The organism is Christiangramia sp. LLG6405-1, assembly GCF_045055805.1.
Classification (GTDB): domain Bacteria; phylum Bacteroidota; class Bacteroidia; order Flavobacteriales; family Flavobacteriaceae; genus Christiangramia.
In genome coordinates, this window is sequence record NZ_CP159330.1 from 689196 (window position 1) to 711303 (window position 22108).

General features: G+C 34.9%; 18 protein-coding genes. 4 read left to right on the top strand and 14 right to left on the bottom strand.

Annotation, left to right across the window (positions count from 1 at the left end; all coding sequences use genetic code 11):
- The first annotated feature begins 92 nt into the window (after window positions 1–92).
- The 4 genes from ABVM50_RS03210 (at window position 93) to ABVM50_RS03225 (ending at window position 5035) form a co-directional block, all read left to right on the top strand.
- Window positions 93–611, top strand: a complete 519-nt coding sequence (locus ABVM50_RS03210; RefSeq protein ID WP_405199932.1) for a hypothetical protein — start codon at window positions 93–95, stop codon at window positions 609–611.
- Between the two features lie 75 nt (window positions 612–686).
- A complete protein-coding gene (locus tag ABVM50_RS03215) occupies window positions 687–1196 on the top strand; it encodes a T9SS type A sorting domain-containing protein (protein WP_405199933.1) in 510 nt (169 codons plus the stop codon).
- A gap of 3 nt (window positions 1197–1199) precedes the next feature.
- Entirely contained in the window at window positions 1200–3812 is a 2613-nt protein-coding gene (locus ABVM50_RS03220; RefSeq protein ID WP_405199934.1) for a hypothetical protein, read from the top strand.
- Window positions 3812–5035 carry a hypothetical protein gene (locus ABVM50_RS03225; protein WP_405199935.1) on the top strand — a complete coding sequence of 408 codons (1224 nt, stop codon included), beginning with the start codon at window positions 3812–3814 and terminating at the stop codon, window positions 5033–5035. Before ABVM50_RS03220 ends, ABVM50_RS03225 begins: the two co-directional genes overlap by 1 nt.
- 49 nt (window positions 5036–5084) lie before the next feature.
- On the opposite strand, the gene ABVM50_RS03230 is transcribed toward ABVM50_RS03225, so the two are convergent.
- The 14 genes from ABVM50_RS03230 to ABVM50_RS03295 form a co-directional block, all read right to left on the bottom strand.
- The gene (locus tag ABVM50_RS03230) at window positions 5085–5573 is read right to left on the bottom strand and encodes a glycosyltransferase (protein WP_405199936.1); all 489 of its coding nucleotides are present in this window, start codon (window positions 5571–5573) and stop codon (window positions 5085–5087) included.
- Window positions 5570–6013 (bottom strand): hypothetical protein, encoded by a 444-nt coding sequence (locus ABVM50_RS03235; RefSeq protein WP_405199937.1) that lies wholly within the window; start codon window positions 6011–6013, stop codon window positions 5570–5572. Before ABVM50_RS03235 ends, ABVM50_RS03230 begins: the two co-directional genes overlap by 4 nt.
- A 585-nt stretch (window positions 6014–6598) precedes the next feature.
- Window positions 6599–7522, bottom strand: coding sequence for a glycosyltransferase family 2 protein (locus tag ABVM50_RS03240; protein ID WP_405199938.1), 924 nt, complete (start codon window positions 7520–7522; stop codon window positions 6599–6601).
- Between the two features lie 207 nt (window positions 7523–7729).
- Complete coding sequence (locus tag ABVM50_RS03245) at window positions 7730–8563, bottom strand: aldo/keto reductase (RefSeq protein ID WP_405199939.1); 834 nt, start codon at window positions 8561–8563, stop codon at window positions 7730–7732.
- A gap of 6 nt (window positions 8564–8569) precedes the next feature.
- Window positions 8570–10198 (bottom strand): GMC family oxidoreductase, encoded by a 1629-nt coding sequence (locus ABVM50_RS03250; protein WP_405199940.1) that lies wholly within the window; start codon window positions 10196–10198, stop codon window positions 8570–8572.
- Between the two features lie 33 nt (window positions 10199–10231).
- A complete protein-coding gene (locus tag ABVM50_RS03255) occupies window positions 10232–11185 on the bottom strand; it encodes a glycosyltransferase family 2 protein (protein WP_405199941.1) in 954 nt (317 codons plus the stop codon).
- Window positions 11186–11194: 9 nt separating this feature from the next.
- Entirely contained in the window at window positions 11195–12301 is a 1107-nt protein-coding gene (locus tag ABVM50_RS03260) for a glycosyltransferase (RefSeq protein WP_405199942.1), read from the bottom strand.
- Between the two features lie 211 nt (window positions 12302–12512).
- Entirely contained in the window at window positions 12513–13832 is a 1320-nt protein-coding gene (locus ABVM50_RS03265) for a glycosyltransferase (protein WP_405199943.1), read from the bottom strand.
- 10 nt (window positions 13833–13842) lie between these two features.
- Complete coding sequence (locus ABVM50_RS03270) at window positions 13843–15144, bottom strand: hypothetical protein (protein WP_405199944.1); 1302 nt, start codon at window positions 15142–15144, stop codon at window positions 13843–13845.
- 13 nt (window positions 15145–15157) lie between these two features.
- Window positions 15158–16384: a glycosyltransferase gene (locus ABVM50_RS03275; protein ID WP_405199945.1), complete on the bottom strand. Its 1227-nt coding sequence runs from the start codon at window positions 16382–16384 to the stop codon at window positions 15158–15160.
- An 8-nt stretch (window positions 16385–16392) separates the two neighbouring features.
- The gene (locus ABVM50_RS03280; RefSeq protein WP_405199946.1) at window positions 16393–17775 is read right to left on the bottom strand and encodes an MATE family efflux transporter; all 1383 of its coding nucleotides are present in this window, start codon (window positions 17773–17775) and stop codon (window positions 16393–16395) included.
- Between the two features lie 36 nt (window positions 17776–17811).
- A complete protein-coding gene (locus ABVM50_RS03285) occupies window positions 17812–20145 on the bottom strand; it encodes a GumC family protein (RefSeq protein WP_405199947.1) in 2334 nt (777 codons plus the stop codon).
- A 19-nt stretch (window positions 20146–20164) separates the two neighbouring features.
- Window positions 20165–20902, bottom strand: a complete 738-nt coding sequence (locus ABVM50_RS03290; RefSeq protein WP_405199948.1) for a polysaccharide biosynthesis/export family protein — start codon at window positions 20900–20902, stop codon at window positions 20165–20167.
- Between the two features lie 70 nt (window positions 20903–20972).
- Window positions 20973–22085 (bottom strand): GDP-L-fucose synthase family protein, encoded by a 1113-nt coding sequence (locus ABVM50_RS03295; RefSeq protein ID WP_405199949.1) that lies wholly within the window; start codon window positions 22083–22085, stop codon window positions 20973–20975.
- Window positions 22086–22108 lie beyond the last annotated feature (23 nt).

Here is a 22108-nt window from a genome sequence, read left to right on the forward strand (position 1 = left end):
CTACACAATTTTTTATAATTTGTTAAAATTTAAGTAAAATGCACGTTTTAACGACAATTATATATATTTGATCGGATTCAATAATCAATCTCATGGAAAGAACTGCCTACATTATCGATCAATCAACCGCCGTAACCGGCTATATTCTGAATGAAAAGTTAAACTTCAGAAGCAACTTCAGAGTAGCGAAATCTGATAGATCAACTAAAAGGACTACAAATTTTTCCTACAAAAAGATTTTAAGGAGCTATCAATACGTAAATAATTTCTGGAATAAATTAATTTCAAAGCCTGACTCTTTCGGAGCAGAAATGAATCCAGATATTTTTCAGATTTTAAATGAAGATCAAGGAAGTTCTGCCACCAAAATGATCACTACAGTCATTACCCAAAAACTCCAAAATTCTATAAAATCTACCAACCTTCGAGAAGTCATTGCCAATTGTAATAAAATATTTCATGAAGATTTTCCAGGGGATTTTATATTAGAATTTAATGGAAATAGAATGGGAATGTTCTTATTTGATGTTTGTTATGACCCCAATGGGAAACCAAACGTTAACTACAAATACAAACCTGAAATGAATAGTTTCAAAGATTTAACTTATTAATACTTTACTCAGAATTAGTATACATCTCCATTAGCAGCGAACACAAGTCCCCAACACACCTACTCTTCCGCCTACATGAAATATTTTATCCTGGTACTTACGCTACTTGCGTATACCTCATCCCAATGCCAAAATAATGACTTAAAGATTGAAGATTTGAACTCATCTTTAGCCAGTCTGAACGCTTCCGGTGGCTCGAGTAAGAATGAGTTTGGTGAATTCTCATTTTCTATTGGCCAGGTATTTACCAACCTGAATAATTCATCCAACTATAATATTTCTGAGGGAGTACATCAACCGGAAGAAATACAAATGGCCGAATTACTACCAGATCCTGAACCAAGTATAGAAATAAGCTCTTTCCCTAATCCTGTAGATGATTACTTCTTTATAGAAAATAACAGTCCTAAGATTAAAAATCTTACCTACCAACTTTTTGATTTATATGGTAAACTCATGCAAAGCGGTAAACTACAACAGTCAACCACCAGAATTAATGGAACCAGGCTTAGATCAGCGATGTATGTTGTAAACGTAATGGAAGAGGGGCGACACCTCAAAACATTGAAAATAATTAAGAGATAAAAAATGAAATGGATTTTTAGCTATATATTAATAGCACTACTTAATTGCGTAGCTTACGCTCAAACTCCCGAAAACTTCAGCTATCAAGGTATTATAAGAGATAACTCCAACATTCCTGTTGGGGATCGCGAGGTTAATGTCAAAATTCTTATCAAACAAGGTTCATCCAATGGTTCAAGTGTTTATGAAGAATTACATTCAACACAAACAAATGCCAATGGTCTAATTTCCCTGCAAATTGGATCTGGAAATAAGATACAGGGTGATTTCAGTAAAATTGATTGGGCTCATGGACCATTCTTTATCGAAAGTCAAACAGATCCTACTGGTGGATCGAATTATTCACTTTCTGGGATTAGTCCAATGCTAAGTGTGCCTTACGCTTTACATGCTAAATCTGCTCAGGAATTTAATGGAACAATTCAGGCCGCCCAAATTGAAAACATAAGTGCATATATAAACGGCGAAAATTCGGTGTTCGATGGTTGGGACAAAAATTCAAATGATGATTTTTCGGGAAATTATGAGGATTTAACTAATAAGCCAGCGATGTACAGTCGAGAAGAGATAGATCAGTTATTTACAGATATAAACATCCAGGAAAACACTTCTCAATCGCTGAATCTTGAAGGAAACCAGCTTTTGATTTCAGGGGGTAACGAAGTTGTTTTTGAGAACTGGGATATGAATGCCGCTGATGATTTTTCTGGAGATTATCAGGACCTGCAGAATAAGCCAGACCTATTCACTGGGAACTACGAAGACTTAACAAACCAACCTGAAATTTATACACAGGTAGAGGTCAACGAACTTATTGCGAATATTGGAGATCAAAATGGTATTTCTCAATCACTAAATCTTGAAGGAAATCAGCTTTTGATCTCTGGAGGAAATGAAGTTATTTTCGAAAACTGGGATATGAATGCGGCTGATGATTTTTCCGGAGATTATCAGGATTTAATAAACCAACCTGAAATTTATACGCAAGTAGAGGTCAACGAACTTATTGCGAATATTGGTGATCAAAATGGTATTTCTCAATCGCTGAATCTAGAAGGAAATCAGCTTTTGATCTCCGGAGGAAATGAAGTTACTTTCGAAAACTGGGATATGAATGCGGCTGATGATTTTTCCGGAGATTATCAGGATTTAATAAATCAACCTGAAATTTACACGCAGGTAGAGGTCAACGAACTTATTGCAAATATTGGTGATCAAAATGGTATTTCTCAATCGCTGAATCTCGAAGGAAATCAGCTTTTGATCTCCGGAGGAAATGAAGTTACTTTCGAAAACTGGGATATGAATGCGGCTGATGATTTTTCCGGAGATTATCAGGATTTAATAAATCAACCTGAAATTTACACGCAGGTAGAAGTCAACGAACTAATTGCAAATATTGGCGATCAAAATGGTATTTCTCAATCGCTGAATCTAAAAGGAAATCAGCTTTTGATTTCCGGAGGAAATGAAGTTACTTTCGAAAACTGGGATATGAATGCCGCTGATGATTTTTCCGGAGATTATCAGGATTTGCAGAACAAACCAGACCTATTCACCGGGAACTACGAAGACTTAATCAACCAACCTGAAGTTTATACGCAAGTAGAGGTCAACGAACTTATTGCAAATATTGGTGATCAAAACGGTATTTCTCAATCGCTGAATCTAGAAGGAAATCAGCTTTTGATCTCTGGAGGAAATGAAGTTATTTTCGAAAACTGGGATATGAATGCCACTGATGATTTTTCCGGAGATTATCAGGATCTGCAGAATAAGCCAGACCTATTTACCGGTAACTACGAAGACTTAATAAACCAACCTGAAATTTTAACTGTAACTGAAGTTAAAAATCTAATTGCTGATACGGAGAATAATGGTGAACAATTTCAGCAATTAAGTTTAGATGGGAATAAAGTCTCTATTTCAGAAGGTAATAGTATCAGCTTTGTAAATTGGGATATGAATGCAGATGATGACTTCTCCGGAGATTATACTGATCTTAAAAATAAACCAGATCTTTTCAATGGCGATTACCAGGAACTGGAGAATCTACCAGACCTTTATTCGCGTAAAGAAGTAGATGATCTTGTGGCGAACTTAGAGAACAATGATGGAAAACCACAGTCCTTAACATTAGAAAATAATAAACTTTCTATAGAAAATGGTAACAGCATAGTTTTCGAAGGTTGGGATACCAATGCAAGTGATGATTTCGACGGAAATTATTCCAGTCTTAAGGATGCGCCGAAAATATACACTCAGGCTGAAGTTGATAAAATCAAAGAAGAAATTCTGAAAGAAGCAGCAGAAAGATATTCTAAGAAAGCACAAGTAATTTCTCTAACTTCATCGCGGAGTATTAATACTGAAGATATCGGTAATACCATAGCATGTTCAAAATCAGCGACTTTAACTATTCCATCTGGATTTTCAGCAATGAAAGTAGGAGAAACGCTTAATTTAGAAGTTCACGGCGTATTATTAGTAATTAAAGGTTCATCTGGTGTTTCAATTAATGGCCAGACTGGAAAGGATATTTCTAAAGGTAATAACAAGATATATACTGGCGGTATAATTCGCAAAACAGGAAGTAATTCTTATATCATATTGTAATGGGAAAGTTCATTAATGCATTTCTCTTCGTTTTGATCTGTAGCAATTCTATAATTGCGCAAAATTATTACTATTCACTTCAGGAAACCCAGGAAACTACAACGCCTATAAAGGAAGTCAGAAACGTAAACGAACTTATTTCTGAATTAAAATCTGATGCCAATCTATATCTATTACCCGGTACATATACATTACAAGAAAGAATTAATTTAAAGGATATATATAATCTAAACATCACAGGTGCTGATAATGTAGTAATCCAGGGCAAACTTGAAAATTTGATACGCTTCGAAGAAGATGCTGAAAATATTTCTTTTAACAATATAGTATTTAAAAGTACTTCTACTGCCAAAGCAACGGATTATGGTGGTTTGATTTATTTCAATAATGCAAATGCCCGCAATATTCATTTTGAGGGCTGCACCTTCAGTTGTCCCAATACAGATACGAATGGATTAAAGTTTGTATCACAAGGTCCGTATAGATCTAAAAAAATAGTTATTATCAACTGTACTTTTCAGGATATTGGAAGGATGGCTATTGAAACGGTGAACCATGATTATGATGATGTATTCAGAATGGAAGATGTCACAGTAAAAGACTGTTATTTTAATAATCTTGGAACTAAATCTAAATACGGTATGGCTATTAGTCTGAGTGGTACTGGTAAGAATGCCGAAATCACAGACAATATTATAATAGATGCGAAAGATCGCGCCATTGAAAATGTAGCATGGAACAACGTTCTTATCCAAAACAATGAGTTGACTACAGTAAAGAATGCTTACAATCCAATATCTATGAATAGAAGAGCTGGTGGAAGTTTATATATGAAAGATGTTATAGTCAAGGGAAATTCTGGTACGGTTACCGGGAATAGCCCTCATTTGATAGAACTATATCATCTTGATGGATTAGAATATTCTAATAATAATTTTAGTGCCGATGCATTACACCTTAACGATGTTAAAAATTCATCTTTTAGAGACAATTTTCATTCTTCGGATGGTGGTATTGGATTATATGTGGAATACAAAAGTAGCAGTAATACCTTTTACGATAATACTTTGATTAGTGTGAGAAACTATGCCACTACGGTTCATTTCTTTGAAGGCGCCACAGCTAATACTTTAGAGAATAATGAGATTATAAAAAAAGGTGCTGGAGGTACTGTATATTTAGATGAAGACGGCGGAAATATTAATTTAGACCTAACAAACTAATATCTAATTAAATTAATAATATCGAATCCCATTAATTAGTAAGTTTCAGTCATTCATCCTGTGCTATAAAACTTGCTATGGATTGAATCAGTTCATCTGATGCATAAGTACCAAGTTCTTTTGAAACCTTTAATTTATGGGTTTCTTTGTTAGTTAAAATGTTTTGTAGTTCATCTTCATCTTCTACTACGTTTACATACCCAAGAGACTTAAATTTATTTGCGGTAGCAACTTGATGGTCGTTTCGATGCTCCCCAAACTTTAGCCGTCTGGGCATAATTATCAAGGTTTTCTGACTACTCATTGCAGACAGAATAGTTCCCATCCCGGCATGACTTATAATAAAATCGGCTCTATCGAATATCTGCTGAAATTTTAATGGATTTATAAATTTTACAGTTTTAAAATGAAGTGGTTCATAATTCTCTAATGGAGCCTGAACAATTATTTCATGACCTTCCAACTGCGGAGCTATTTTATCTATCGCTCTAATAAGCCTATCAAAAGGAACTTGGGTACCAATAGTAACAAAAATCATGAAAGTACATTTCCGTGAAACAATTGTTTTTTAGTGGCAAGTTCTGGCCATTGCGTGTAGGTTCTATCTACAAATCTGGTGGCAATTTTTCCACTAAGTGAGAACTCTTCTGCATTAGCTATACTATCTACCCAAATGGTTTTTGCTCCATAAACTTTACCAGCAAATAATGCGAGTAATCCTGGAAGTGCCCCAGTAGAGATAATTACGTTTGGTCGAATAGAGCGAACAAGTCTAAATATATTATACGAAGCAACTGGAAGTTTTATCTTTTCATCTCTATTAATATCTGGAATGGAATAAAACTTAAAATCCTGCACCGTTTCAGCAAAACCGTCCTTCGTTGATGCAAATATGACCTCATTACCCTTAAAAGCAGGTAATAATCTCAAAAGCTCAATCCAATGCCCTCCTCCAGAGGCAACTGCTAATATTTTCATCTAATATATATTATGATTGTATAAGAACTTTATACTTGAGCTATAAGAATAACACTTTCTAAAATTGAAAGAAAAAATAATTGCTATCTATATACCGCCTGTTCGAAAGTATTCAATGTTCAAAATTTTATTCTCTTAGAATAGTGATAGCATCAAAATATCTGAAACCCAGTAATGTGCTTATGTTAAAAATTTAAAATTAAAAATTACACTTTAAATTTTAATAAATAACTGAGATATTCCAATTATTATAAAGTAATCTAAAAGACGAATTTTAAATTTTATACCATAATAACACTCTCTTTAATTCAAGCAATTTTAATACTTATCAAAAATTCATTTGAAGAAGCTATTTTCTCTTAAGTACAGTAGTTGTTATCCTTTTCTCCTGATAATTGAGGTTTCCTAGAATTATATTCTATACTTTATATGATTACTCTTTTCTGTCAGTAAAATTGCATTACCTATATTATCTAAATTGTATTTGATTTAATTTACTTCCAATTATTTAATTTATTTGATGTTTTCAATAGGTAATACTAATTCATCTAATTCATGATCTTTTACAACTCTCCAACTTTATGATTATTCAATAAAAGATTCTAATGGCTTCCAAGAATAATCTTCAGCTGTATAAGCTTCTCTTTTCATATTACGTATACTTATAGTCTTGAAAGCTTTATTGAATATTGGCCACTGGCTTACTTTATATTTGAGACAAAGAGAGTATAATCTTTGTAGTCTATATGAATCTTCCATTCCATCCTTGTAATACCGTTTCAGAGCATTGCTAAAAACTTCATAATGATTTTCCAGTAAAACGTGTTTGGGAACATCTGTTAGCCTCGCGTCGCTATGCAGTCGAATTACTGTTCCATAATGATTCGCATGAACACCTTTAAATTTTTCACTTATACGAATCCACATATCTGTGTCTTCCGCATTTTTAAGTTTTTCATTAAATAGACCGATCTTTTGAAAAACTTCTCTTTTGAAAATAAAACCATTGGTATTAGCAAAGTTGGTTGTACTAATGGCGAGGTTACTAATATCTCTTGGTTCCACATTCAATTTGGTCCAGCGCTTAAACCTGTTATCATGCTCGATATCTATCATTTTTAATGAGTTGCAAAGTGCAAATCCAAAGTCTGGACCTGATTCTATCGCAGCAACCATCCTGGTCAAATGGCCAGGAAGATAAAAGTCATCAGAGTCAAGAAAACAAATATATGGTTTAGTTGCAGCCAAAATTCCACGATTTCTGGCGTATGATGCTCCCTTATGAATACTGTCTTTTGGTTTTTCTATGAATTTTACCTGAGGTCCAAACGATGAAGCCACTTTAGAGACCTCATCTGTCGAACCATCATCAGAAATCAAAATTTCTACTGAACCCTGATAATCCTGCTCCGTAATACTAATTATGGCTTCTTTTAAAAGCTTCGCCCTATTAAAAGCAGGAATAATGACACTAATTCCTTTCATAGTTTCAGATATATCTAAACTCATTCCTTTTGAGGTTTTACCCTTTTTCCAAATTTAGCTCCCATTGGTTTCTTCATTGTAACCAAGGAATGCAACTATTTTTAAAAATACTTAACTTCATTTCATATATAATAATTGGAACGAATAGACTTCGGATTTGTAAATTTCTGTCTTAATTGCGGCTATTTTGAAATATTCAAAAGTGCTAGTATCTTATTTTTCAACGACGTTTCAAAATTTAATACTTTCAGCAAGCTTAATATTTTGCTTAATATGATCAGGGTTAAACATAGAACATAACACCACACTATTTGGAAAGTCATGAAACAGCTTGGTCAATTTTTCGGCTGGATTCATCGTATTTAAACCAGTGGAGAAAGGTGAAAAGATTATGCTTGGCTGTCCAGCATTTTTTGAAACAAATTGCTTGTAATCAGTTCTAATCAAAGGATTGTTATATTGCGTTATATCAAACCTTTCTATATAGCTATTGTGCAAATCTTCTTGAGAATGCATTGAAGCAAGGCCAAAACACCTAATTTTTCCTTCTTTTTTTAAAGTCTCTGCGGTGACAATCAACTCGTCAATATTACCAATCGAATGATGAGGTTCGTGAATAAAAAGAAAATCTACATAATTCCTTTTGAGCTCACTCAAACTTTTCTCCAGACTTTTCTTCATATCGTCAGGCCGTAAAGGAACAACATGATCCAAAAATCGATTTCCAATTTTTGTGGGCTGTGAAGATCTGGCCTTTTTTAAGCTCATAACATATCGTACCATGGGTTTAACCTGATTCAGCATACCAGCTTTCCAGTTTGGAATAATCCCAAATTTAGTAGCTACATAAACATCATTTTTCCTATCCTTTATCATTTTACCTAGGACACCCTCAGCCTCACCATAGCCATAAGATCTTGCAATGTCAAAATAATTCACTCCGTACTCGAGAGCCATATCTAATGCATATTTAGCAGTCTTCAAATTAACAGATCCCATAATAGGCGCGCATCCAAAGCCGAGTATAGAAGCCTTTATATCTGGCGTTAATTCTGTTTTTTTCATTATCTATTATATATGATTAGCAAGACGAACTGCACAGGCACCTAAGAAGAATGTGGGGTTTGCCTGTCCCGAAGTAGGAAACACTGAACTGCTGCAAACATAAACATTATCTGTTCCATGTACCCTGAGATTTCTATCTACTACCCCATCTTCCGGAGATTCAGCTATCCTGGTCGTACCTATTTGGTGTACACCGTCTTTTGAAATTTGTTTAATGACTTTACCGAGGTCTTCTTCCTTATGCCAATATTCCAGTTTACCACAACCGGTATCTCTAAGATGCTTATCCAGAGCTTTGTGTGTTTTAATTATAGAATCAACATCCTTATCTGTAAAACCGTAATTGATTACTAGTCTATCGTTCTCGGGACTGAGTTCCATGCGGTTTTCTGCAATAGGCAACTGTTCAGATTGGAAGTAAAGTGCATACTTGTTCGTAGGACTGAATAAGAAGATACCAGGTAGTTTACGAGCAATCAGGTAGCGTTTGTAAAAAATCCTGGCTGGAGTGATAAAAGAGCCAGGAAAATCTTTCGCTAAGTTTAAAAGATGTTTCTGAATGCCAATTTTTTTCCCCTTTGTAATGGTGTGAGTAATTGCCGGAGGTGCAAGCTTTTTTGCTAGAAATGGGATGAGCATTGTCAAATACATGAAGGACATTGACCCATTCTTATGTTTGGGATCATAATAGAAAGGATTATCTAACCAGAAAGCCGTATTGAGCAAATCATTTTTCTTAAGATAGCTGGTCTTAAATTGCATCCTCCTTCTTATGTATGTCCCATCTGCATTTCTAAGAAATCCAAAATCTGTCTTCTTAGGATCACCATTAAAAATTATTGAAGCTATCTTTCCAAATAAGTGACATTGGTAGAATTTTCCTAATGCCTGGGGTACACGCTTGAGCCTATCAAATAAATGAGTGTTGCGAAGTAGTAATCTCGTAGATTCCTGTCCTCCTGCAGCAATCACAAAGTTCTTAGCCTTTACCTCATCGTAGCCCTTATTTTCAACACTTCTAATTTTCAAGGAACTAACCTTTCCATTTTCATCCAGGTTTCCAAAATCTCTTGCTTCGTAGCCAAGGAGAATTTTGAGGTTCGGAAGTTGTTCCAGAGTTTCCCCATATCTTTTACCAAAACGAGTTGGCATACTCCAACGCTCTATTCGACTATCTGTGACTATTCCTTCCGTAAAATCCTCAGCAATGTGTGTGTCTTCAAATTTGGGAATTTTTTTTAAGTCGAATACGGGATCGCCACATTCAAAAAATTTTGTAGCCTTAGGAACGAAAGGCTTGACCTCTTCAAAAAAGTCGAGATCCCAAGTACAGTTATTATTGATTGATGGTCTTTTTAAAAAATCAATTTCGTCATACATTACACATCTTCCCCCCCAGGTAAGAGAAGTACCGCCCAAGCCTTTATTAGTGCAATTGTAGGGCTCATGGTGATTACCTGGAACCTTAATATCAATTGAATCATCCAAAGAGTTTTGCTTAGGCTGACCTGTAAATCCAAATTCAACCATTAGCACTCTACTTTCTGGATGTTTTTCCATATACTCCATCGTCATAATCATACCAGCAGGTCCGCTACCTATTACGCATAGATCAAAATTTGTATCTAAAGTCATTACACTCAATTTTATTGTTTATACCTACTGGTTTTAGCTTCTGTCAAGTACTAGCTGTTGGTTTTGGTCGCTGAAATGTTTCAAGGTTTTCCAAGAAGAATCCTCTTGCATATTTGTTTTATTTTTACTCTTCCTATTAGCCATAAAAAGATAAATATTCTTTAATACTGGCCACTGACTTATCTTATACTTTAAGGAAAGTACACTAAGCGCGCGGCATCTATATGAATCGTTCAAGCCAAGAGTGTAGTAACGCCTTAGGGCACTTCTATAAACTTTATAATGTCCCTTGATTAGGTCGTACTTCGGAATTTTAGTAAGCTGATCTAGGTCATGGATTCGTATTACAGTACCATAATGATTCGCATACTTACCTTTAAATTTTTCATTGATACGCATCCACATATCAGAATCTTCACCTACTTGAATGTCCTCGTTAAAAAGTCCGACTTTCTCGAAGACTTCCTTTTTAAAAATAAACCCATTGCTGTTTGCAAAATGAATTGTTGTAATAGAAAGATTGTCCAGATCTCGTGGTTCAATATTGGTTTTCGTCCAGCGTCGAAATCTTTCCTCCTTTTTATTATTAAGCATTTCTAAAGAATTGCAAAGTGCGAAACCTAATTCAGCATCAGAACTAATAGCATTTTCCATTTTTTCTAAATGTCCAGGAAGATAAAAATCATCTGAATCTAGAAAGCAAATAAAGGGTTGAGTCGCACTTAAAATACCCCGATTCCTGGCTCCCGATGCTCCTTGAGTACTACAATCCTTCGGCTTTTTTAGTATTATCACTTTACTACCAAATGAGGATGCAGCAGCAAGGGTACGATCTGTAGAACCATCGTCTGATATGATAATCTCAATTGGACCCGGATAACCTTGTTGTATCACGCTTGAAATAGCATCTTTAACAAACTCCGCTCTATTAAAAGTAGGGATTATGATGCTGATTCCTTTCTTTCTTTCGACTATATCCAAACTCATCGGTGAAGTTTAAGCTTCTGCTTCTTCAAAAACACTCTTAAATTTATCCAAAGTAGAGGCAAAAGAATAGTTTTCTAAAAAAATATTTCTATTATAGGTATTGAACTTCCTTTTTCCTCTGATCGTCAACTCATTGATAGTTTCTATAAATTCTGCTTTAGTATTGCATTCAGCTCCGGCTTTATTGGTCTCTACATTGTAGCCAATGAATGCTTCTTTCGTTCCAACAATATTTTTTCCATACATCAATGCTTCACAGATCTTTACCTTCATACCACCGCCCATAAAGATAGGAGCTAATACAAAATCGGCATTTCTAATAGTTTTTGAAAGATCTGGCACAAAACCAAGATATTCGATCTTTGGATGGTTTAATTTCTTACTTACAATATTGGATGCGCCGCCTGCTATTTGTAATTTGATATCAACATGATCGAGCACTTCCCGAATAAACCATGATATACCATGAATATTTGGAAACCAAGTACTACCTACAAATAGGAAAACTGGTGGTAAATTAGTCTCTTCTTCAACGTCTACTTCTCCAGATGTGTAGTTATCTTTAAAGCTAATAGGAATTTGATAGGTTTTCTTGTTTGAAAAATTGCTATAAATCTTGCTCAAATCATTTAAATCACGCTTATTGAGTACAATAATTTTATCTGAAAACTCTACAGCATTTTTTTCATTATAGTACACTATTAAACTTCTCCAGAAGCTCAAAGGATTGGCTTTTATTTCTTCCTGGCTCATTTTATGTTCAACATTATGAAAAAAGCAAATAATCTTTCCTTCGTACTTATTCTTCTTTAAGTACTTAGCCAATACTCCATAATAGGATGAATCTATAAAAACATACTCAAATTCAGATGAACGCTCTAGAATGGTATTTAATACCTCTTTTGATATACCAGCATTGTAGCCTCGTGTGTAATTTCGAAATCTCGATAGTACAGAAGTAATATTTCTCTCTACCGGGGTGATCAATTGAATAGCATCAACCATTTCGTCTCCAAACGTTTGGCATAAGGAAAGGTAATTCCTGTTCGTGCATTGTGAACCACCGCCTCCGGAGTTTGATTTGTAGTTATTTGAGCATATAAATAATAATCTCATTTGATTGTTTTAGGAGATGCATTTCTAAATAAATATTTCATTGAAATAGTATCTAAATAATGTCTCATTACTCTGATATCCTCTCTTATCTTATATCTATTTGCGCTTCCCATTTTCAATTCAATTAAGATTCTTATAATTCTCAGATATGTTCTTAGTACTCGTCTCAGCAACCTATTTATTGAGTTTACTTTTCAGAAGCGCAAGATCATTATTCAATTTTGAGAACGCTTAAAATAGATTTCTGAAATTCTTTTACCACTATTTCTGAATCGTGCCTGGTTTCTGCAACAGTTTTAGCAGTATTCGCAATTCTCTCTCTTAGTGAATGATCTGAGAAAATTTCTATTAATTTCTCTGCCAGCACTTTAACCTTATTATCTGTAATTACCACGGCCCACTCATATTTTTCAGCATATTTCACCAATGCTGTATCCTGAGGAGCAAATATTGCAATAGGAGTACCGCTCGCCATATATTCCGGAGCTTTAGTAGGCATTGAATACTGAATATAACTTAAAGATTCATCGCTAAAATCATATGGGAGTATAAGTAGATCGGCTTGAGAGAATACTACAGGAAGTTCTTCATATTCAACAAACCCATTAAGTACAATATTTTTATTATTCTTAATCCAATCTGGTGCTTCTTGTGCCTGAACAACAAACTTAATTGATGTTCCAAGATTCTTGTTAACTATTTCTACCGCATCTGCAATACTTTTTAGAGATTTATCGATACCAAGGCCCAATCTTCCGGCATATAATATGGTTGGATTTTCTGGTAGTTTATAATTTTCTCTTTGGGCTTTTTTCCAGAAATCAATATTAATAGGGTTATGAAATGTGATGAATTTTTTTTGATATCGTCTTTCATATTCTTCGCACATATAATCACTTATTCCCATTAATAAATCTGCTCGATTCAAAAGCGCCCTGAATTCTTTATTAATTTGATCTTTCCAGAAGTTCTTTAGGAACCCATTGATCCCTATTAATGTTGGCCAGTCATCCATCATATGGAAAACCATGGGCTTCTTCAAGTAATCGCAAATTTCAATTCCCAACAGTATATCTTCCCTGGTATTGGCTTGTAGATATAAAACATCAGGGTCAAAACTATCTAACCAGGCACAGAATGTATGAGATAGACCTGTTCTAGCCTGAAAATGTGAAAACCCAAAATATTCCATTGTTGGCTGCATATAATCCATTATCAGCTTTTCTCTGAATTTGGATTTTTCGACGATAACTTTATTTTTGGTTCCTTCTTTTTGTTTGATATCAAGTGCACCTGAATAGTATTTTCTACTCAATAAACTAAATGGAAATATCCATTTCCGTTCTTCAGATCCTAACTGATAATAATTGTTACAAAGTTTGGGATCCATACTTTCAGTCAACAAGTAACCCGAGCATGCTACCGCTAATTTTTCTCTATCCCAACGGCTAAAAAGATTTGACAGAGTGATTCCTCCACCTGTGTTAGTATTGAATGGTTGATTTACAATTAAAACTTTTGGTAATGACATTCTTATACTTTTAATGAGATTGACTCTGGATATTTTCTGTTACTTCCTCAACACTTTTAGTTCCTTTAAAATATTCCTCAAGTAAATTATCTGGAATATTTCTTAGAGTTTTAGAGTAACAAATTCCTACTGCAATCCATACTAGAATGTATTGCATAGTAAAGGTATGTATTGTAGAAGGATACATTATGAATAAGGCCCAGAGTATCCACATTGCTGAAGCCTTGCTAAGTAAATTTTTTGAATTGAAAAGCCCTTTAAAAATGGCAGGGACTGTTATCAATAGAAAGAGCAGCATCGAAATTACTCCTCCTTTCAGGATGATTTGAAAATAATCAGTTTCAATAGTGTCCCTGTAGCCGGTAATATTATCGGGATCAATTCCGGGACAAAAATATTGCCCCAACATTCCCCGACCCACTAACCAGTCGTTCGTTCCCATGTCCCGAAAAAAGCAAGTCTCCACACTAGACCTGGTATCCTCTAATCCTCGATCCATAAGGTTTTCGAACAAACCATTCTGGCCTGCGTTGAAAATTTCCATACCAAAAATCGCTAAAAATCCACTTAGAAGCAGGGATATAAGTATGATGAAGAGCTTTGAATTAGTATTAGATAAATATAGTAGATAAACCAAAACCACAGGTAGCAATTCCATCAATATTAATCCTCTTCTTGCCCTTACTATGGCGAAAAATAGTGTTACAAACAGAATGCTTACAGCAAATACTTTTTTTCGAAAGTTCTGATAGCGATAGGTAAGTATTAAAAATAAGCTTGGACTAGCCAAAGTTTTAGAGAAATATTCGACAATAGCCTGACTTTGAAGACTTTCACCTGGGCGCAGTAGTTCTCTAATGAATAGAATGTCATAACCAATATAGATTACTCCTAAAACTATTATAACGTCAAAAAGGCGCTTATAACTAACCAGTTTTTTCGGAAATAAAATAAAAAGTGGTACTAAATATAAAAAAACACCGAACCATGCATCAAAAAGTATAAACTTCATAGAATTATAGTTGAAATCAATGCCTCTAAATACAACTATAAACAACCAGGAGATATATATTACATAAATAGCCTGTAGATATCTATTAGAAATATTCAGGCTCACCAAGTAAGTGCCGGTAGGTATAAAAATTAAAATTCCGATGATTTGTAAAGCCTGACAGACATTATAATTTACAGTTTCAGTAGTAGAAATTGTATAACTCGCAGTATAAAGCAAAAACCCGAACCAGAAGAGATTAAGCACCTGGCGATCCCTCTTAGCTAGAAATAGATCTTTATACAAAATTTCGTGATTCATCGAAGCGAATGTCTTAGTTTAAAAGTCTTTGGATGATATCTAAATGTTGATCCATTATTAAATCTCCTTCAAACTCCGGTAGGGCGTACCCCTTAATTTTATTTTCAAGACAGTATTTTATTCCTTTCGCTAGATCTTGCGAGTTCTTGCATTCTGCAATATAGCCGTTGGAAGTGTGCTTTATTAGATCTGGGATTCCCCCAGTATCAAAGGCAACTACTGGGGTGCCGCAATGATGTGATTCCAATATAGTATATGGGAGGTTATCTGCGACAGATGGTGCCATAAAGACATCAGCAGCATTATACATTAAATTTGTAGCATAATCACTGGTCAGGAACCCCATAAATCGTGTTTTGAAAGCTATACTATCCGCAATCTCCTGATTGTAACCACTTCCAAATATTAAAATACTTGCGTTATTAAAATAGCTATCTTCAGCAATTATTTCCAAGGCCTTCTGCAAATATTTCCATCCTTTATACGGACTATCAATTGAAATTGCACCAAAAGCTATAACAATTTCTTCCTCTTCAATATTGAGTATTTTTTTAGCTATACTTTTATCAAATGGTTTGAAGATTTTTCCGTCGAGATAATTAGGAACGTGAAACACTGGTTTTTCCTTTGTCAACGCCGAATCTTTAGCACAATTAAATAACCATTTGCTAGGTGCAATGAAGTTTACATTATCGTATGTTGAAAATAACTTTTTCTTTTTATTGAATTCACTGGTAGACAGATCATTATGATTGTCTCCTGTAAAGAATTTGCAATTATTGCACTCCTCCATATATTTATTACAACCAAAACTATGATGACATCCGCCGGTTATGGTCCACATGTCGTGCATAAAAAACAATATTGGCTTATTAAGCTTGATCAATTCTTCGATATTCTTGAGGCTGAGAAAACCGTTCAAAACCCAATGTATATAGATCACATCAGCATCCCGCACCATGTCCATATCTGAAATATTAGAACCGAGCACTGGATATGAAAAAATACCAAATTCAGATGTCATATTTCTTTTCAAAAATCCTTCTGCCTTATTATTGGCTTTAGAAATCCATCTGGAGTTTCTTCCCAGGCTGGTAATATTGCTGGATTCATCTAGATCATTATACAAGGAAAGTAAACTCGAAGATACGCCCCGGTTCACAAAAGCTTCGTGAAGTCTATACCCAGGACTGGAAGACGTAGTTGCATATTGTAAATGCAGTACCTTTAAATTATCCATATGAGATTCTATTTGAGCCAAAGCCCTTTTTTATTTTTAACGATTATCATGTAGTACTGTAAAGGAGCAATAATAAACGCATTGAAATTCGCTATTACCGAAGCTACAAAGAGAGAATAAACTCCCATTTCAAAATATTTTATAAATACAAGAACAAGGGCAATAAAGATAAAGGGACTTAGTATACTAGCCCAGAACTGTATACGCAAAGCACTAATTCCATTTAAAAAGCTTACATACTTAGACCCAAATATCATCACACTAAAATATATGAAACCCCACAGTGATAAAGAAAAATTAATACTGACCGTTCCTTCACCAAGCCAGAATTTATAGACATAATCTGAAAGCAATAACATAACTAAACCGGCCAAAATGAACAATATATTTAAGAGGTTGTACTTTTTGATCCCCTTTCGTATCCATTCTATATCCCGATTCAAAAATGCCTCTGTGGATGCAGACCAAAATGGAGTTATAAATATCATAAACGCCATATTTAAAACCCCGAAGTACTTATAGACAATGTTATAATCTGTTACATCTACAGGTCCAAAATTGCGGGAAATTATAATGTTAGCAGATTCAAACTGAATGATTCCGGCAATTTGAATTATAAAAAATATACCGCCCAAATTAAACAAGCTTCGAGCGTGTTCAAACTTTACTTTGCTTAATACCGGCCTGTATATACTGTATTTTCCAGAAAAGAAGAAAATATTGGCACCCGCTAAAACTACAATTGGTGCTGCACACAGAGCTATCCCTAAATAAACCAGCGAACCCTGGGTAGTAGAAACAAGAATATATATAATGATTAATGAGAGAACCTGACCAATTAGGTCAATTAGCGATGCCTTTGCTGGCTCTTGATCTGCTGTAACAATAGTAGTTACAACCCTCAAAACAAATTGCAAACAAAAGTAACTAAAGACTATGACCACTAATAGTGAAATCTCTTCAGATAATCCTGGTGAGACTTTAAGCATATCGCTCCAATCTAACAAAGGATTGATAAGAAAGAACAATCCCCAAAGCATCGTGAAAATTATTCCAAGCACGGCATAGGTGGTACTTACATATACCTGTGCACTACTATGATCTCCTTCTGCTTTAGCTTCAGCAAACTTATTTCTAAGTCCCTGAGTAAGGCCAATATCAAAAAAGCTGAACCAGGCAACAATAGAGCTAATGGTTAACCAAATCCCATAGCGATCAGGATTCACATAATTAATTGTCAAAGGGACAAGAAGTAGACTAATGCCTATACTACCACCTTTAATAAGAATGGACGTGAAGATATTCTTTTTGGCTTTAATACTTCGTGCCTGTCCTTTATTCAGAAATGTATGAAAGAATGATAGTAACGGCTGTAGATACCTTTTTGTCATAACTTAAAAATTGATGGTTTGGAATATGAACTGCGCTTATTTTTGAGCAGCATATCCCTCGTAACCATAAACCTGGCTATAACCATATCCATAACCACTGTCCTTCTTTACAAATCCTCTTTTTTTAAGTCCGTTAAAGACTATACCTGCATGAGTTAGATTTTTCTCAACTTTATTGTGATCTAATCTCTGTAAAATTTTCTTTGGAGTGAAATCGTGCCTTACTACGAGTAGGGTAATCTCACTAAATTCTGAAAGCAAATTGGCGTCTGAAACTAACCCTAGAGGAGCAGAATCCATAATAACGTAATCATATTGAACTGAAAGTTCATCGAACATAGTCTCAAGTTTACCATTTAGAAGAAGTTGAGTTTGATCCTCGCCACCTGTGCCCGCGGGTAAAATATCCAGATTAGGGTTTGCTTCCAATTTTACAATTAGCTTATCAAGCTGAGTTTCACCCTTTAGATAATCAACAATACCTTTATTATCTTTCAAATCGAAGATTCTAGTCGTATTCGGTTTTCTGAAATCCATATCCAGCAAGATCACTTTCTTACCAGATTGCGCTAAACTGGATGCCAGATTCTTGCTAACAAAACTTTTACCTTCTCCAGCCAGGCTTGAAGTAACCAGGATTTTCTTTTTTCTGAAAGTACGACTATACAAACCTAATTGTGCGTCCAGCTGCCTGAATTCTTCAATTACTGGCACATCCTCAGGATTCTCCAGGGATAATAACTTTCCTCCTTTTAGATATGATAACTCGCCAATTACAGGCAGACTAGTAGACTCTTCAATTTCTGACCGGAACAGTACTTTACTGTTCATCATTTCCTTGGTAATTACGTAAGCGATCCAACCACCTATTGCTAAAAACAAGGCAATTCCATAAATTTTGATTCCTTTTGGGCTTACAGGCTCCAGGGATGCCTGTGCTTTGGTCACCACAGATTCATCTGCGAGAGTAGGAACGTATGAAAGGGCAATCTCTTCTCTCTTCTGAAGCAGATATGCGAAAAGATCGTTTTTCACAGTCTTCCTACGCGTAATCTCCAGTAATTTGCGTTCTTTTTCGGGAATGGTTTTTAATGCTGAATTGTATCTTCCAGAATTTGAATAAAGATTGGATAAACTTGCATTTAAATTACTTTTCTGGCTTTGTACATTATCTAAAATATTAGGTCTCGTTTTATTAATCTCATCCGCTAAGGACATCAACATCGGATTATTTACCGCTGTTGTTTTCTTTAAACGTGCGTACTCAATCTCAGAATTATACAGCTTCTGAAGTAGTTGAGTTAACACAGGATCATCTATTCCCAATGTGGAAGGAACTATACTACCACCGGTATTTTTTGATTGAATATAATTCTCGACCTTATCTAATACAGATAGTTTTAGTCTGATATCTGCGATACGTTGATCATTCTGGCCCGCATCCTGCAAATAAATCCTACTTTGTTCACTTAGATCCACAACACCTTTTGAGGAACGATATTCTTCAATTTCAGTTTCTAAATCACTAAGTTCATCTTCGACATTAGTAATACGAGATTCAATAAATTCCATAGTATTAGCAGCCAGTTTATTTCTGTCTTCTATTCCTTTTTGGTTGTATGCTGCGATCAAACCATTTAAAATATCCTCTCCTCGACTTGGCACCTCATCTTCCAGACTCAGATTAATGACAGTCGATAATTTCTCGGGTGGAGTTACCTCTAATGATTGTAATAAACTTTGATTTACACTTCGGGGATTAACCAGAATAAAATATAGTGGATTGCTAGCTTGCTTAACTCTATTCTCATTTGGAAAAAACATGACCTCACCAAATGAACTCATTACCCATTGGTTTAAAGGATATATTTTCCCATCTACTTTCAATTCATCTGTAGATGAGTCAAAAGTAAAATAATGTTCGCTAGGAGCCTCCTCATCAATTAGGATCTTATCTGGATTTTTAAGTTTGATATTTATAGGTGATGAGTTATATGCCGAAACAGATTTTACACTTAAACCAAAATAATCTTTCTCTTCAAAAATGGGAACATATAAATTGAGGGTATCTACTACCTTTTTCATTATATCGGGAGATTGTATTACCTCAATCTCATTCTCTACAATTTTTTTTGAATCAAAAGGGTTCATGGATTCAACCATTTGACCATCATCAACTCCTTTATTTTCATCCTTAATTATAAGGGTTGCAGAGATACCATACGTAGGAGTTTGATACTGCTTGAAGCCCCATGCTAAAAATAAAGCTACTATCAGGAAAACAGCAAGCAATGGCCAAAATGGAAAAAACAAATCCATCATCGAACTCAATAGATTTTCGTTTTTGGACGCTTTATTATTAGTAGACATAAGTTCTATTTTATCTTTTTTAATTAGCAGTGATCACAATTACTCCTAACGAAAGTGCACTAAGTATAACTGGAAGCCAGGATGTCAAACGAGATGTGCTGGCTACCTTCGATTTATTTGGTTCAACGTAAATAATATCATTTGGCTTTAAAAAATAATTAGGTGAAGTAAATATTTCATTAGAAGTCAAATCTATTCTAGTCAATTTTTTAATGTCTTTGTCCTCCCTTATTAGTAAAACGTTATCTCTTTGGGCGTAGATCGTAAGATCTCCAGCAAGACTTAAGGCTTCTAATATGCTTACCTTTTCACTAGGTATTGTTAATACAGAAGGATTACCTACTTCTCCCATCACTGAAATTCTAAAGTTCAGGTACCTGATATTCACTATGGGTTCTACTAGCAATTCTCTTTTCTCGAGTTCCTCGGTAATTTCTTCACGCAATTGGGGCTTGGTTTTGCCAGCAGCCATAATTCTCCCAAGAAAAGGAAAACGAATATAACCGTCTTGATCTATTAAATATTGCGGAGCCTGATTGCTATTATTACGGTCCATCTCTGAGCTATTAACCGGGTTGAAGATCTGGGTAGCTTCTGGATTTAAGCTACTTACAGCGATACTTAATAAGTCATTTTCCTTCAATACTGGCTCTAAGTTCTCAAGATTGGATTTAAATTGTGAATCAGGAATATTATTAAAGTAAGTAGCGTCTTTTAGGTTCGAACAGGAGGCCAGTAAAAGTACCAAAACTGACAAATAAACGTATTTTGAAATTTTTATCATTGCTTGCTAATATGAGTTAATATTGTTCGTGTTAATTGCCAGATTATTTATTATGAGTGTCTTGGAGGTACCAATCATAAAGTTTTTCTACACCTTCAGGTAGCTCTATTGAGTGTCTCCATCCTAAACTATTGATCTTAGATACATCCGTAAGTTTTCGAGGTGTTCCATCAGGCTTAGAAGTATCAAAAATTAAATTTCCTTCAAACCCAATTTTTGATTTAATTAGTATTGCTAGTTGTTCTATGGAAATATCCTCTCCAGTACCAATGTTCAAATGAGTGTTTCTCACCTCCGCCTTCGTTTGTTCTAAGTTTTGATTTAAGAGATCAGGGAAATCAACATTTTTCATGACGTAAACACAAGCCTCTCCGAGGTTCTGACTATAGAGAAACTCCCTCTTAGGTGTACCTGTCCCCCAGATAGTGACAGTCACATTTCGCTCGTAAGTTTTTTCAATTCCGAAGGAATTCAATACCTCTATAATTTCATTTTCATTGCTGGAACTGTCAATACCTTCTATCGGTCTTTTCAGTAAATCTTCCCTAATTAAATTCCAGTTTCCTTCTTCCAGTGCTTTACCTAAATGCATTTTTCTAACCAACGCCGGGAGAACATGTGACTTTTTCAGATCAAAGTTGTCATTAGGTCCATACAGATTGGTTGGCATTAATGAAATGAAGTTGGTGTTATACTGGAGATTATAACTTTCGCACATTTTGATTCCGGCAATTTTTGCAATCGCGTAAGGTTCATTCGTATACTCCAGTGGGCCGGTAAGTAAAGAGTCCTCTTTCATTGGTTGTGAGCAATTCTTAGGATAGATGCAAGTACTACCTAGAAATAACAGCTTCTTAACTTCAGTTTTGAAACTTTGATGAATTACGTTGTTTTGAATCATCAAATTTTCATAGATATAATCTGCTCTGTATGTATTGTTGGCTTCAATCCCTCCAACTTTTGCTGCAGCAAGAAAAACGTATTCTGGTCTTTCTTTTTCGAAAAACGCTTTTACCTCCTCAGAGTTTGCCAGGTCTAATTCATTGTGGCTTCTGTAGATCAAATTTCGGTAGCCTTTCTCTTGAAGTTCTTTGAGAATGGCACTTCCAACTAATCCCTTGTGACCGGCAATGTAAATCTTAGAGTTGTGTTTCATATAAAAAGAAAATTCCGAGAATT